This is a genomic window from Photorhabdus sp. CRCIA-P01, assembly GCF_003545805.1.
In the GTDB taxonomy this organism is placed as follows: domain Bacteria; phylum Pseudomonadota; class Gammaproteobacteria; order Enterobacterales; family Enterobacteriaceae; genus Photorhabdus; species Photorhabdus antumapuensis.
The window spans coordinates 1-15,733 of record NZ_NMQR01000042.1; the positions used below are offsets into that span (position 1 = coordinate 1).

At 53.3% G+C, this 15,733-nt stretch carries 1 protein-coding gene; it reads right to left on the reverse strand.

Annotated features, from left to right (window positions below; genetic code table 11):
- Positions 1-15,552, reverse strand: a 15,552-nt coding sequence (locus D3222_RS19115; protein WP_118987561.1) for a non-ribosomal peptide synthetase, incomplete at its 3' end; no start/stop codon positions are given.
- Between the last annotated feature and the right edge of the window lie 181 nt (positions 15,553-15,733).

Below are 15,733 nucleotides of genomic sequence, written 5' to 3' on the forward strand. Positions count from 1 at the left end.
CCAACAAGTAGCCAACAAGTAGAGCGTCAAATCGGGAATACGTGTCCCGATAGGGCTGGTTATCTGCGCCACATCATGAGGACTCAGTTCCCGATAAGTCACATGAACCGTCGTCTCCGTGATACCGTACATATTCACCAACCGGGGCGACGTCTCTTCACGCAGGCGATACCACGGCCGCAACATCCCCGGATCGAGGGCTTCTCCCCCAAAGATGATATAACGCAACTGGTCCGGTAATGGGTTGTCGACATAACTGGCAATAAAGGCTTTGAAAGCACTCGGCGTCTGATTCAACACGGTGATACCGTGCTGACACACAAATTGATGCAGCTCCTGAGGTGAACGGGCGATCGCGTGTGGCACCAGAACCAGTTTTGCGCCGTAGCGTAAAGCCCCCCACAATTCCCATACCGAGAAATCAAAGGCGATGGAGTGCAACAGGCACCAAATATCCTGCCGGTTAAAGTGATACCAGGATTCAGTCGCCTCAAACAAACGCTGGATATTACGATGCTCGACCATCACCCCCTTCGGCATCCCGGTCGAACCGGAGGTGTAAATCACATATGCCAGGTGCCGGGCATTCAGCACCGGTACCTGCGGGTTACTATCCGGCTGTTCAGGCAGGGTATTCGGGTCAAGCACAGTCAGCGCAGCCAACGTTTTCTCGTCCAGTGCAGCACGTCCGGCCTTATCTGCCAGCAAAATAGCCGGGGCCGCATCGGTCAGAATATGAGTCAGACGCTCCCCGGTATAGACCGGATCCAACGGCACATAGGCGCCACCGGCTTTCAGCACCGCCAATACCGCCGCCACCATTGCCGGTGAACGTGATACGCAAATCGCCACCCGCTGATCCGGCACCACACCCAGAGCAATCAACTGATGGGCCAGCCGGTTAGCACGGGCATTTAATTCGGCATAGCTAAGAGTTTGATCTTCATATACCAATGCTATCGCGTCTGGGGTTTGTTCTACCTGTTGTTCAAACAACTGATGAATACATAGCTGGTCAGGGTAAATGGTTTCCGTCGCGTTCCAGGTTTCCAATAACAACCTGCGCTCCGCCTGAGCCAGGATATCAATTTCCCCGATCCGCTGTTGAGCATGAGCGACCATCTCTTGCAACACCGCGTGCAGATATCCCACCTGCCGCTCTATCGTCGATTGATCAAACAGGGCGGTGGCATAACTCAACGCACCGACAATCCTCCCCTCTTCTTCTGACAGATTCAGTTCGAGATCAAATTTGACAATATCAATATCAGAGACCTGATCGACCGGTGACACGGCCAGCCCAGGTAATTGCCAGGCCGTGCTCTCATTGTTCTGCCAGGCAAACATGACCTGGAACAACGGCGTATGCGCCAGTCGGCGCGGCGGCTGCACGATTTCCACCACCTGCTCAAACGGTAAATCCTGGTGCTCCTGTGCCGCTAAAGCGGTCTGCCGCACACGCGCCAGCAACTCCGTCACCGTCAGCTCACCCGATAAATCAACACGCAACGCCAGCGTATTGACAAAGAATCCGATCAGCGACTCCACTTCCTGACGACTGCGGCCTGCACTCGGTGTGCCTATCACCACATCGTCCTGACCTGACAAACGTGACAGAACCACCGCCCAGGCTGACAACAGCGTCATAAATAACGTGACACCGTGCTGCTCACTCAGCCGTTTAAGCGCCGTCGTTAATGCCGGATCCAGGTTAACCGGCACGGCATGCCCAACAAATGACTGCTCCAGCGGACGGGGACGGTCAGTGGGTAAATCCAGCAGAACCGGGGCGTCAGCCAATATCGCACGCCAATAGTCGGATTGCAGTTGAGTCCGTTCCGCCAGCAACCACTGACGCTGCCAGGCGGCGTAATCCGGGTATTGAATCACCAACGGCGGTAACGGATCAGATTGCCCGTCCATAAATGCCGTATAGAGCGTATTCAGTTCCTGTATCAGCACATTGGCGGACCAGCCATCGGAAACAATGTGATGCTGAGTCAGCAGGAACCAATATTCATCATCGGTGAGCCGGATAAGACCGGCCCGGATCAGCGGGCCACGCTCAAGGTTAAATGATGCGCGCGCTTCCTCGCCGCACAAGCGCTCAAGAACCCTCTCCGCATCCGGGAGCCCACGCAGGTCATGTTGAGATAACCGCAAGCCGCTATCCGGTGCCAACAGCTGCACTTGTGGCTGCCCCTCAATAGAGATAAAGACAGAGCGTAACGCTTCATGACGAGCAAATAAGGTATCCAGCGCCTTTTGCCAGGCCATGATATCCAGTTGACCACGTAAGCGCAGGGCCATCGGGATATGATAAGTCTCGCTGACCCCCTCAAGCTGTGCCAGGAACCACAGTCGCTGTTGAGCAAATGACAGCGGCAACTCACCCTCGCGGGATATCGGCACGATGGCGGGCAGGATAGTATCCGGTTGCTCCTGCTGGGCCTGCATGACCTCGGCAAATGCCTTCAACGAAGGAGATTTAAACAGGGTGGTTAGTGGCAGTTCGACACCCAAAGCGGCTACCCGGTTCATCACCCGCACCGCCAGCAACGAATGGCCGCCCAGAGCAAAGAAATTGTCATACCGGCTAATCTGCTCAATCCCCAGGACCTCACGCCAAATCGCCGCCAGAGCCATTTCCGTTTCTCCCTGAGGCGCTTCATAAATCTGACGAGCAACCGCTTCATTGTCCGCTGCCGGCAACGCTTGACGATCCAGCTTGCCGTTCGGGGTTAACGGAAACGCATCCAGCCGCATAAAGGCCGATGGCACCATGTAATCAGGCAACTGAATGCTCAGATGTTCGCGTAAACTGTTAATCAACCCCTCGTGAGCTTCTGCCACCACATAGGCCACCAACCGTTTCTCCTGCCCGTCACCCTGCGCCAATACCACAGATTCACTCACCGCCGGGTGTTCCACCAACCGGGCCTCAATTTCCCTCGGTTCAATGCGGAAACCGCGAATTTTAACCTGCTGGTCGTTACGGCCCAAGAACTCCAGATTACCATCCGGCAAATAACGGGCTAAATCTCCGGTGCGATACATCCGGGCATCCTGCACACCACTAAACGGATCGACAAGAAAACGTTCCGCCGTCAAGTCTGGGCGATTGAGGTAGCCACGCGCCACTCCCGCGCCCCCGATATAAATTTCCCCCACCACGCCCAACGGCATCGGTTGACCATACTCGCCCAGTAAGTAAAGGCAAGTGTTGGCTATCGGGCGCCCGATACTTTCAATAATCCTGTCACCTCGCTGTATCGGCAACCAGGCAGAATAGGTTGTCGTTTCAGAAGGTCCATAAAGATTACATAATCGCTGTATTTGCGTTTTCTCGAAAATCTGTTCAATTAAGGCGCCTTTAAGCGGTTCCCCCGCCAGATTAACGGTATGAACCGAAGCCATCAGCGCCCGAGCTTGCAATAACGGTTTCATTGCCGATGGAACTGAGTTGATTAAAGTTACCGGCAGGGCATGCTGCATTAATGACAAAGCATCATCCACCAGATAAATCGCCGCGCCACGAGACAATGGCACGAAACATTCAAAAATGGACAGGTCGAAATTTATTGACGTTGAGAAAAGCACCTTACGGATCTCTTCCGTCTCAAAAGCCTGCTGAGCCCAGTACAAGAAGTTAACCGTATTGCGATGCTCAACCATCACCCCTTTGGGCACCCCAGTGGAACCGGAGGTGTAAATCACATAGGCCAGATGACGAGAAGTCAGCCCAGGCACCTGTGGATTACCATCCGGTTGATCAGGCAAGGTATTCGGGTCCAGTACCGTTAATCCAGCTAACGCTTCCTCGCTTAGTGCAACCCTGCCAGCCTTATCCGCCAGTACAACAGCCGGAGCAGCATCGGTCAGAATATGTGTCAAACGCCCACCAGGATAAGTCGGGTCTAGTGGCACATAAGCCCCACCCGCTTTCATCACCGCCAGCAATCCCACTACCATTGCCGGTGAACGTGACACGCAAATCGCCACCCGCTGATCCGGCTCTACCCCTAGAGTAATAAGCTGATGAGCCAACCGGTTAGCACGGGCATTTAATTCGGCATAACCGAGGGTCCACCCTTCACACACTAATGCCATCGCCTCTGGAGTTTTCTCCACCTGTTGTTCAAACAATTGATGAACACATAACGCATCAGGATAGGCGGTTGCCGTGGCATTCCAGGTTTCCAGTAACAACCTGCGCTCTGCCGGAGACAAAATATCAATTTCTCCGACAGGCTGTTGAGGGTTAGCCACCATCGCTTGCAACACCGCGTGCAGATATCCCACCTGCCGTTCCATTGTCGTTGGATCAAACAGGGCCGTGGCATAACTCAACGCACCAACAATCCCGCCTTCCTCTTCTAACAGATTGAGCTCAAGATCAAATTTGACAACATCAACGGCTTGATCGACCGGCGATACCGCCAGCCCCGGTAATCCCCATTCCGTGCTTTCATTGTTCTGCCAGGCAAACATCACCTGGAATAACGGGGTATGCGCCAGTCGGCGCGGTGGTTGCACGATTTCCACCACCTGTTCAAACGGTAAATCCTGATGTTCCTGTGCCGCCAATGCGGTTTGCCGAACTCGCGCCAATAATTCCGTCACGGTCAGCTCACCGGATAAATCCATGCGCAACGCCAACGTATTAACAAAGAAGCCAATCAACGGCTCCACTTCCCGACGACTACGGCCTGCGCTCGGTGTGCCAATCACCACATCTTCCTGACCTGACAGGCGCGACAGGACTATCGCCCAAGCTGACAACAGCGTCATGAATAAGGTGACGCCCTGCTGTTCACTCAGACGCTTAAGGGCGGTCGTTAACGCCACATCCAGGTTAATCGGCACGGCCTGTCCGGCAAACAACTGCTCCGATGGACGAGGCCAATCAGTAGGCAAATCCAACAGAACCGGTGCATCAACCAACATTGCACGCCAATAGTCGGATTGAACCTGAATACGTTCAGCCGACAGCCACTGACGCTGCCAGGCGGCGTAATCCGGGTATTGGATCGCCAACGACGGCAACGGATTTGACTGTCCGGCCATAAACGCCGTATAGAGTGAGTTCAGTTCCTGTACCAGCACATTGGCAGACCAGCCATCAGAAATTATATGATGTTGGGTCAGCAAAAATTGATATTCGTCATCGGCAATCCGGATAAGACAGGCGCGGATAAGCGGGCCACTGTCAAGGTCAAATGACGCATGGGCTTCCTCCACGCTCAAGCGTTCAAGCACCCTATCCGCATCCGGAACCCCACGCAGATCATATTGAGACAACAGTAAGCCACTATCCGGCGCCAACAGCCGCACTTGTGGCTGACCATCCACAGAGACAAAGACAGAACGTAATGCTTCATGACGAGCAAATAAGGTATCCAGTGCTTTCTGCCAGGCCATGATATCCAACTCACCACACAAGCGCAGAGCCATCGGAATATGATACGTTTCACTGACGCCCTCAAGTTGTGCCAAGAACCACAAGCGTTGTTGAGCAAATGACAACGGTAATTCCCCTTCACGGGATATCGGCACAATGGCGGGCAGAATAGTATCCGGTTGCTCCTGCCGGGTCTGCATAGCCTCGGCAAATGCCCTTAACGAAGGCGATTTAAACAGGGTGGTTAGCGGCAATTCAATGCCCAAGGCAGCTACCCGGTTCATCACCCGCACCGCCAGCAACGAATGGCCGCCCAGCGCAAAGAAATTGTCATACCGGCTGATCTGTTCAACGCCCAGAACTTCACGCCAAATCGCCGCCAGAGCCATTTCCATTTCTCCCTGAGGCGCTTCATAAACCTGACGGGCAACGGCTTCATTGTCCGGCGCCGGTAGCGCTTGACGATCCAATTTACCGTTCGGCGTTAACGGAAACCCATCCAGACGCACAAAAGCTGACGGCACCATATAATCCGGTAACATGGCACCTAGGTAGGTATGCAGACTATTTACCAGCCCCTCATGGGCTTCCGCCACCACATAGGCAACCAGCCGTTTTTCCTGCCCTTCCCCCTGTGCCAATACCACAGATTCACTCACCGCCGGGTGTTCCACCAACCGGGATTCAATTTCACCCGGTTCAATGCGGAAACCACGGATTTTAACCTGTTGGTCGTTACGACCCAGAAATTCCAGATTGCCGTCCGGCAAATAACGGGCTAAATCCCCGGTGCGATACATCCGGGCATTCGCTACATCACTAAACGGATCAATCAGGAACCGTTCCGCCGTCAAGTCAGGGCGATTGAGGTAGCCACGCGCCACTCCCGCCCCCCCGATATAAATTTCCCCCACCACGCCCAACGGCACCGGTTGACCATATTCGTCCAGTAAGTAAAGGCAAGTGTTGGCTATCGGACGGCCGATACTTTCAATGATCCTGTCACCCCGCTGTATCGGTAACCAGGCAGAATAGGTTGTCGTTTCAGAAGGTCCATAGAGATTACACAACCGCTGTATTTGCGTGTCTTCGAAAATTTGTTCAATTAAGGCGTCTTTAAGCGGTTCTCCCGCCAGATTGACCGTATGAACCGACGCCATCAGCGCCCGAGCCTGCAATAACGGCTTCATCGCGGATGGAACTGAGTTGATCAAGGTCACTGGCAGGGCATGCCGCATCAATGACAGGGCATCTTCAACCAGATAAATCGCCGCGCCACGAGACAACGGCATAAAACATTCAAAAATAGACAGGTCGAAATTCATCGACGTTGAGAAAAGCACCTTACGGATCTCTTCTGTTTCAAAAGTCTGCTGAGCCCAGTACAGGAAATTAACTGTATTGCGGTGTTCAATCATCACCCCTTTGGGCACCCCAGTAGAACCGGAGGTATAAATCACATAGGCCAGATGCCGCGAAGTCAGCCCAGGTACCCGCGGATTACTATCCGACTGATCAGGCAAGGTATTCGGGTCCAGTACCGTGAGTCCAGCCAGCGCTTCCTCACCCAGTGCAGACCAACCGGCCTTATCCGCCAGCACCACGGCCGGGGCAGCATCGGTCAAAATATGTGCCAGACGCGCGCCAGGATAAGTCGGGTCTAGTGGCACATAAGCCCCGCCCGCTTTCATCACCGCCAGCAATCCCACCACCATTGCCGGTGAACGTGTCACACAAATCGCTACCCGTTGGTCGGGTACAACGCCCTGTGCGATAAGTTGATGAGCCAGGCGGTTAGCACAGGCATTTAATTCGGCATAACTGAGAGTTTGCTCTTGATACACTAACGCTGCCGCGTCAGGGGTTTGATCCACCTGTTGTTCAAATAATCGATGAATGCACAACTGGTCAGGATAGGCGGCTTCCGTCGCGTTCCAGGTTGTTAACAACAAGGTACGCTCCGCTTCCGACAGAATTTCCAACTGTCGTACCGGCATTTCCGGGGCCTGTTCCAGCGCTGTCACCAAGCTCTCTAGTGCCTGCTGCATATAACCGCATAGGTTTTCCGGATTAAACGGCCGCACTACCTGAGCCGTCAGCCCCAGAGCATCACCAAAATCCTCCACCGATAGCATTAACGGATAGTTGGTCCGCTCCTGCGCGCCAAGAAACTCAATACCGCTTATCAAATCATCTGACGTTACCGGCAAAGTATTGTGCCGATAGTTCAATAAGCTATTAAACAGGGGGATCTCACCCTGAACACCGCTGCAACGCTGGGCCAGCGCCAGTGACGCGTGTTCATGCGCCAGTAATCCGGCCAGTCGGGTATGAGCGGTCTGTACACTGTCCCGTACCGGGGTATCATCCATATCCAACCGCAACGGCAAGGTATTAATAAACAGCCCCATGCCATTGTCAGCCCCGTCTCCCACCGCCATACGCCCAAACAGCACAGTACCGAACACCACTTGATCTTGCCCGCTGGTACGCGCCAACACCTGTGCCCAGGCTAGGTGACACAAGGTCGCCAGACTCACACTCAAACGCCGGGCCTGACTACGCAAACGGCTATTGAGCTCAGGCGCTAACATCCGGTGAGATTCAGCCACCTGCGAACCATCACGATGCACTTCCGTCAACCCGAATGGCAACGTGGGTTCCTCTACCTCCGCTAACATGTCAGTAAAGAAACGGGTATGTTCTTCCTGACTCATCCCCAACCGAGCTTGCGCCACCAGATTACGGAAAGGCGCCGGTGCAGGCAGGCTCTCCTCCTGACCTGCCAGATACGCCCGCACTTCACGGTGCATCACTTCCATCGTTTCATGGTCGCCAATCAGGTGATGCAGCAATTGCAGCAGGATCCAACGACCATCAGTTTCTTGTGCCGCCACAAAACGTAATAACGGCGCTTCCCTCAAGTCAATACGATGCTGACGCGGATCAAAACGCCGGGTTAGCTGGTCACTGACCGGACCATCAACCGGGTTCAGTGTCAGTTCCGTCACCGATAAAGTAGCCTGACGCCAGACTACCTGTGCCGGAATTGACAATCCTTGCCAGATAAAAGCGGTACGCAGAATATCATGGCGATCAACCACCCGCTGAACCGCTGCCAGATAACGATCCAACAGATTCCGGTCAGCAAAGGCCATCTGACTGATTAACAGATAGGGATCACCTTCATTCTCCAGCAAATGGTGGAACAAAATACCGTCCTGCAACGGCGACAGGGCATAAATATCCTGAATATTGGCAACCCCGCCCGGCACTTGCCCGACGATGCAATCAATGTCAGCCTGAGTCAAATCAATCAGCGGCAACATTGTCGGCGTCAACTCTGTGGTTGCTGACGTAATGATGTTAGGCGGCACTTTCACAGCCTGATGCTGCCCCAACGTTTGCGCCAGGTCTGACAGCACCGGCGACTGGAACAGATCACGCGCCGTCAGTGTCAACCCCAGATGACGCAAACGTCCAATCATACGTACAGCGAGCAACGAATGACCACCCAAGGCAAAAAAGCTGTCATACCGACTGATCTGCTCAATGCCCAGTAATTCACGCCAGATCGCCGCCAGCGCTATTTCTGTTTCTCCCTGAGGCTCAGCGTAAACCTGACGGGCTACCATTTCATTGTCTGGCGCCGGTAATGCCCGATGATCCAACTTACCGTTCGGCGTTAACGGAAAAGCATCCAGCCGCACAAAGGCCGTTGGTACCATATAGTCAGGTAAAATAGTGCTCAGGTGAGTATGCAGGCTGTCCACCAGCCCGTCATCCGCTGATTCCACCACATAGGCCACCAGCCGTTTATTCTGCCCTTCCCCCTGTACTAACACCGCCACTTCACGCACCGTTGGGTACTCGGCCAACCGAGCCTCAATTTCCTTTGGTTCAATGCGGAAACCGCGAATTTTAACCTGCTGATCATTCCGGCCCAGGAACTCCAGATTGCCGTCTGGCAGATAACGCGCCAAATCCCCGGTACGATACAGGCGGGCATCCGGGTTATCACTGAATGGATCGACAAGGAAACATTCGGCGGTCAATTCAGGCCGATTAAGATAACCATAGGCCACCCCATCTCCACCCACATAAATCTCTCCGACCACCCCCAACGGCACCGGCTGACCATAGATATCCAACAAATAAACCCGCGTGTTGGCTACCGGTCGGCCAATTGGGATGTTGGTCGCTCCCGGTGCGACTGCATTGATACGGTATGTGGTCGTAAAAGTGGTGCCTTCACTTGGCCCATAGCCATTTAATAGCTGTTGTGGCGGATTCGTGCGCAGTACCTGACCGATGACATGCGGATCAAGGGCATCTCCGCCAACAATCAGCAGCCTTATCCGCGGCAAAACCGGAGACAATTCCTCTGCTAGCTGGTTAAACAACCCGACACTCAACCACAGAACAGTCATTCGTTGAATCTGTAAAACTTGTACAAACTCTAGCGGCGTCAGCAAAGTAGCATGATCGATAACCACTAACGCGCCGCCATTAAGCAACGGCGCCCAGACTTCAAACGTGCTGGCATCAAAAGCCGGATTAGCGGCAAAAGCCACCCGATCATCCGGTCTGATTTCAGCATAGCCATTATTGATGACCAGCCGGACCACCGCACGATGCGGCACCAGGACGCCTTTAGGTATCCCGGTAGAACCGGAGGTATACATGATATACGCTAACTCAGTGCTGGAACGCGGTAAGTTAAGATTAAAGCGATCTCCCTCTCGGCCCGTATCTGACTCATCCGAGAAACGAAACAGCGGTACAGCCAGATCCACCGGAATATCTCCCTGTGTATCGATGAGCAACAATCTGGCGGCGCAATCACTTATTAGCCAGTTTTTCCGCTCATCCGGCACACTAGGATCTATCGGCACGTAAACAGCACCGGCTTTGAGAATCGCCAATTGGGCTATCACCAGTTCCATCGAGCGCGCCAGCAAGAGCGCGACATGATCACCGGGACACACCCCTTGTTCAATAAGCTGACGAGCTAACCGGTTAGCACGGGCATTTAATTCGGCATAACCGAGGGTCTGCTCTTCATATACTAATGCTACCGCGTCAGGCGTTTTCTCCACCTGTTGTTCAAACAACTGATGGATACATAACTGATCAGGATAGACGGTTTCCGTGGCGTTCCAGGTTGTTAGCAGCAAGGTACGCTCCGCTTCTGGCAGGATTTCCAATGCCCGAATAGGCATATCCGGGGCTTGCTCAAGGGCCTCCACCAGACTCTCCAGCGTCTGTTGCATATAGCCGCATACCCGTTCCGGCTCAAACGGTTGCACGACCTGAGCCGTCAACCCTAGTGCATCACCAAAATCCTCCACCGACAGCACTAACGGGTAGTTGGTCCGCTCCTGTACGCCAAGAAATTCAATACCACCTATCAGCTCATTTGACGTTGCCGATAAGGCATTATGCCGATAGTTCAACAGGGCACTAAAGAGAGGTGTACCGCTGGCAACCCCACTGCAACGCTGAGCCAACGCCAGTGACGCATGCTCATGCGCCAGTAATCCGGCGAGTTGGGAATGAGCAGCTTGTACACTCTCCCATACCGGGGTTTCATCGATATCCAACCGCAACGGCAAGGTATTAATAAACAATCCCATACCATTGTCGGCGCCATCCGCTGCCTGCATCCGCCCAAACAGCACGGTGCCAAACACGACTTGTTCCTGACCACTGGTACGCGACAGCACCTGTGCCCAGGCCAAATGACACAACGCCGCCAGACTGACACCTAAACGCCGGGCCTGACCGCGCAGGCGCTCATTCAACTCAGGCGCCAACATCCGGTGGGATTCCGTCACCCGTGAGCCGTCGCGGTGCACCTCTGTCAAGCCGAATGGCAGCGTCGGTTCATCCACCGCCGCCAGCATCTCGCTAAAGAAGCGGGTATGTTCCTCCTGACTCACCCCCAACCGAGCTTGCGCCACCAAATTGCGGAAAGGCACCGGGTCAGGCAAGCTCTCTTCCTGACCGGTTAGATATGTCTGTACTTCGCGGTGCATCACTTCCATCGTTTCATGGTCACCAATCAGATGATGCAGAAGTTGCAAGGCAATCCAACGGCCATCAGTCTCCTGCGCCACCACAAAGCGCAATAACGGAGCCTCCCCTAGGTCAAGACGATGATGACGCGGATCGAAGCACCGGGTTAACTGGTCACTGACCGAGCCGTCAGCTGGGTTCAATGTCAGTTCCGTTACCGACAATTGGGCCTGACGCCAGACCACCTGCACCGGCACTGACAATTCTTGCCAGATAAAGGCGGTACGTAAGATATCGTGCCGATCAACCGTTCGTTGAACCGCTGCCAGATAACGATCTAATAGAGACCGGTCAGCAAAGGCCATCTGACCTGTCAACAGATACGGATCCCCTTCGTTTGCCAGTAAGTGGTGGAACAAAATACCGTCCTGCAACGGCGACAAGGCATAGATATCCTGAATATTGGTCACCCCGCCCGGCACCTGCCCGACGATGCGGTCAATGTCAATCTGAGTCAGATCGATCAGCGGCAACATCTCCGGCGTCAGTGCCGTGGTTGCCGGTGTTATGACGTTAGGCGGCACTATCACCGCCTGGTGCTGTCCCAGTGACTGAGCCAGTTCAAACAACACCGGAAACTGGAACAGATCACGCGCCGTCAGGGTCAATCCCAGATGACGCAGGCGTTCAACCACTCGTATCGCAAGTAGCGAATGCCCCCCCAGAGCAAAAAAGCTGTCATACCGGCTTATCTGCTCAATCCCCAGTAATTCACGCCAAATCGCCGCCAGCGCTATTTCTGTTTCTCCCTGAGGCGCTTCGTAAACTTGACGGGCAAAGGCTTCACTGTCCGGTGCCGGTAGTGCACGACGATCCAGTTTACCGTTCGGAGTCAGTGGAAAAGCATCCAGCCGCACAAAGGCTGACGGCACCATATAGTCAGGCAAAATAGCTTGCAGATGAGCACTCAGGCTGTTCACCAACCCGTCATGGGCTTCCGCCGCCACATAAGCCACCAGCCGTTTATCCTGCCCGTCCCCCCGTGCCAACACCGCCGCTTCACGCACCGTTGAGTGCTCTGCTAACCGGGCTTCAATTTCCCCGAGTTCAACGCGGAAGCCGCGGATTTTAACCTGTTGATCGTTTCGGCCCAAGAATTCCAGATTGCCGTCCGGCAGATAGCGGGCCAAATCTCCGGTGCGGTACATGCGAGCATCCGGGTTATCACTGAATGGATCGGTAAGGAAACGCTCGGCGGTCAATTCAGGCCGATTAAGATAACCACAGGCAACCCCATCTCCCCCGATATAAATCTCTCCGACTCCCCCTAACGGCACTGGCTGACCATAGGCATCCAACAGATAAACCCGCGTGTTGGCTACCGGTCGGCCGATCGGGATATTGGTTGTTCCCGGTGCGACTGCATTGATTCGGTATGTTGCCGTAAAGGTAGTGCCTTCACTTGGCCCATAGCCATTTAATAGCTGTTGTGGCGGACTGGTGCGCAGTACCTGACCGACAATATGGGGATCAAGGGCATCTCCGCCGACAATCAGGAACTTTATTTGCGGAAGAACCGGCGACAGCTCCGCTGCCAGCTGATTAAACAATCCAACACTCAACCACAGAACAGTGATTCGCTGAACCTGTAGATCCTGTACAAACGCCTTCGGTGTCAACAAAGTAGCATGATCAACAACCACTAACGCGCCACCATTGAGCAACGGTGCCCAGACTTCAAACGTGCTGGCATCGAAAGCCGGATTAGCGGCAAAAGCTACCCGGTCATCCGATCCAATTTCAGCATACCCGTTGTTGATGACCAGCCGGACCACCGCACGATGAGGCACCAGAACCCCTTTAGGTGTACCGGTAGAACCGGAGGTATACATGATATACGCTAACTCAGCGCTAGAACACGGTAAGTCAGGGTTGAGGCAATCTTCCTCTCTATTCGTGTCTGTCTCATCAAAGAGACGCAACAGCGGAACAGCCAGGTTAACCGGAATATCATCCCGTGTATCAGTGAGCAACAACCTGGCTGAACAATCACTTATCAGCCAGTTTTTCCGTTCATCCGGCACATTGGGATCAATCGGCACGTAAACGGCACCCGCTTTGAGAATCGCCAATTGGGCTACCACCAGCTCCAATGAACGCGCTAGCAGAAACGCAACATGATCACCGGGACACACTCCTTGTTCGATGAGTTGACGAGCTAACCGATTGGCGCGGGTATTCAGTTCCATATAACTGAAAGTTTTCTCTCCCGCTATCAGTGCCATTGCCTCTGGGTTTTTCTCTACCTGTTGTTCAAACAACCGATGGATGCATAACGCCTCGGGATACACGGTTTCAGTCGCGTTCCAGGTTTCCAGTAACAACCTACGTTCAGCCTCAGGTAACAAATTAAGCTGCCCCACGGGGATTTCATCACTCATCCTTTTTGATGACGCCAACACCTGCAAATGTTCACTCATCCGCAGAATAACTTCCGGGCTCAGGCGATTTTCATCATAGATCCAGCGAAAGCCGCCCTGTGCATTCATCTGGAACGTCAACAATTCGCCGGATACCGTCTGAGCACACGATTTGTCATCCTGTATCACAGAAACGGCGATCTGCCACGGTCGGCTTGCTCTTAATTCCGGGATAGACCGCAGTGAAGGAGAACGGGAAAGAAGATCACGACTAAATGTGCGGTGCCGTGCCAATCGAGCAAGTTCATCATCAACCCAATCAGCTACCACGGAACACGGCTTATCAAACGCCACCTCAACAACCATCGGCACCATCGATGACAACCCGGTCAATATATCTGGTTTATCGTTTGCCTCATCCATGCACCAACCGATGTGGAGTTCCGTCTGCTGAGTCAAGCGCGCAAGATAGATAACGAATACCTGCAACAATGCCTGTAATGGATCTTCTCCAGCGTTTTTTAACAATGGAGGCTGCCAGGGGCTCATTCCCCATCGGGGTTCTGCCTGTTTCCCAATCATTTCAAAAGGCAACTGGAGTGGTTGCAACGAGGCAAGACGCTTGTACCAAAATGGTTCACTGGGTGCGAGTGTTTGAAGGGTATCTTTTACATTCTGAGCCTGCTGTGAGGAAAGCAGAGGCAGCGGTTTACCCGGACTGAGTTCCGATATATCGGCAAGCTCCCTGGCAGACAGCAAGTGACCTTCAAGGGTGGCGAACCCGCCGATCCGAACATCCTCACTGCCGGTCGTCACCTGCCAGGCATCCTCCTCCACACTAATCAACGTACCGGGTGCCCCCTCGGAGCACGTGTTCAACCGTTGAAGCCAGGAAATTTGCACCGTGCCCTGTTCGAGTAACAGTTTAGGGCAACCCAATGGATTTAAATAATTTTCCCCAAAATCTAATGCCCGTACTAAAGCTGACAAGACCTCTCCCGACTGCTCCCAACATAAATATCCCCCCCAATCGGGGCGACGTGACCGAGCATAAAAACTCCGTTGCGAGAGATCCTGAGGATAAGTCACCAGTGCGTCGCGCCCCAGATTTTTCAGTAGTTCAACAAATCCTTTCTGAGCCGCCTGGTAACATTTCAGATTCAACGAGAAAGCGTTATCCCGTTCTTCAATCGATACCGGCCATTGCACGGCAATATCGCCGGTATCCACACCGCCTTCAAGACAGTGCCAGGAAATAGCATAATGAGTCTCCCGAGCCAACAACGCCCAGGAAGTCGCATGACTGCCCGCATAGCGTGGCAGAGGACTATCATGATAATTAAAAGCATTGCCACGAATTTGTTCAATGAGCGACCCCGGCAGGATAATTGGGTTGACGATTGAGAAAAGCCAATCGACAGGCTGTGACGTGATATGTTCTTGTAATGCATCAACCGAGTTCACACAAGCAATCCCTTGCCGAGCAGCCCACGTTTGTAGAACAGTATCAGTAGGTAGCACTGCTTGTATGGTATGCCCTGCCGCCAGAATTTGCTCGGCGCAGAACACCGCAAGGGTCGTTCCCCCCACCACAACGCATTCTCGTGGTGGAATCAATGTATCATACGTATTATGAGTTATATTTTCACATGACATCTGAGAGAGAGCTTCGTCTTTAAGAACATTTCCCACTGTAGCAATGTTACCCTTCATTTATTACCTCAACGAATCTGTTAGAAATTTGAAAACTGTCATACCTGACAGCCATCACCCATATTTCTTTCTCACTTCTTGCCCCCAAGAAATAAAAACGGACATATCCGACATCAATTCAAAATATTAAGACACCTTGCCATCTCTCGATTAATAACGGCCAATGAGTCATTTTTTATAC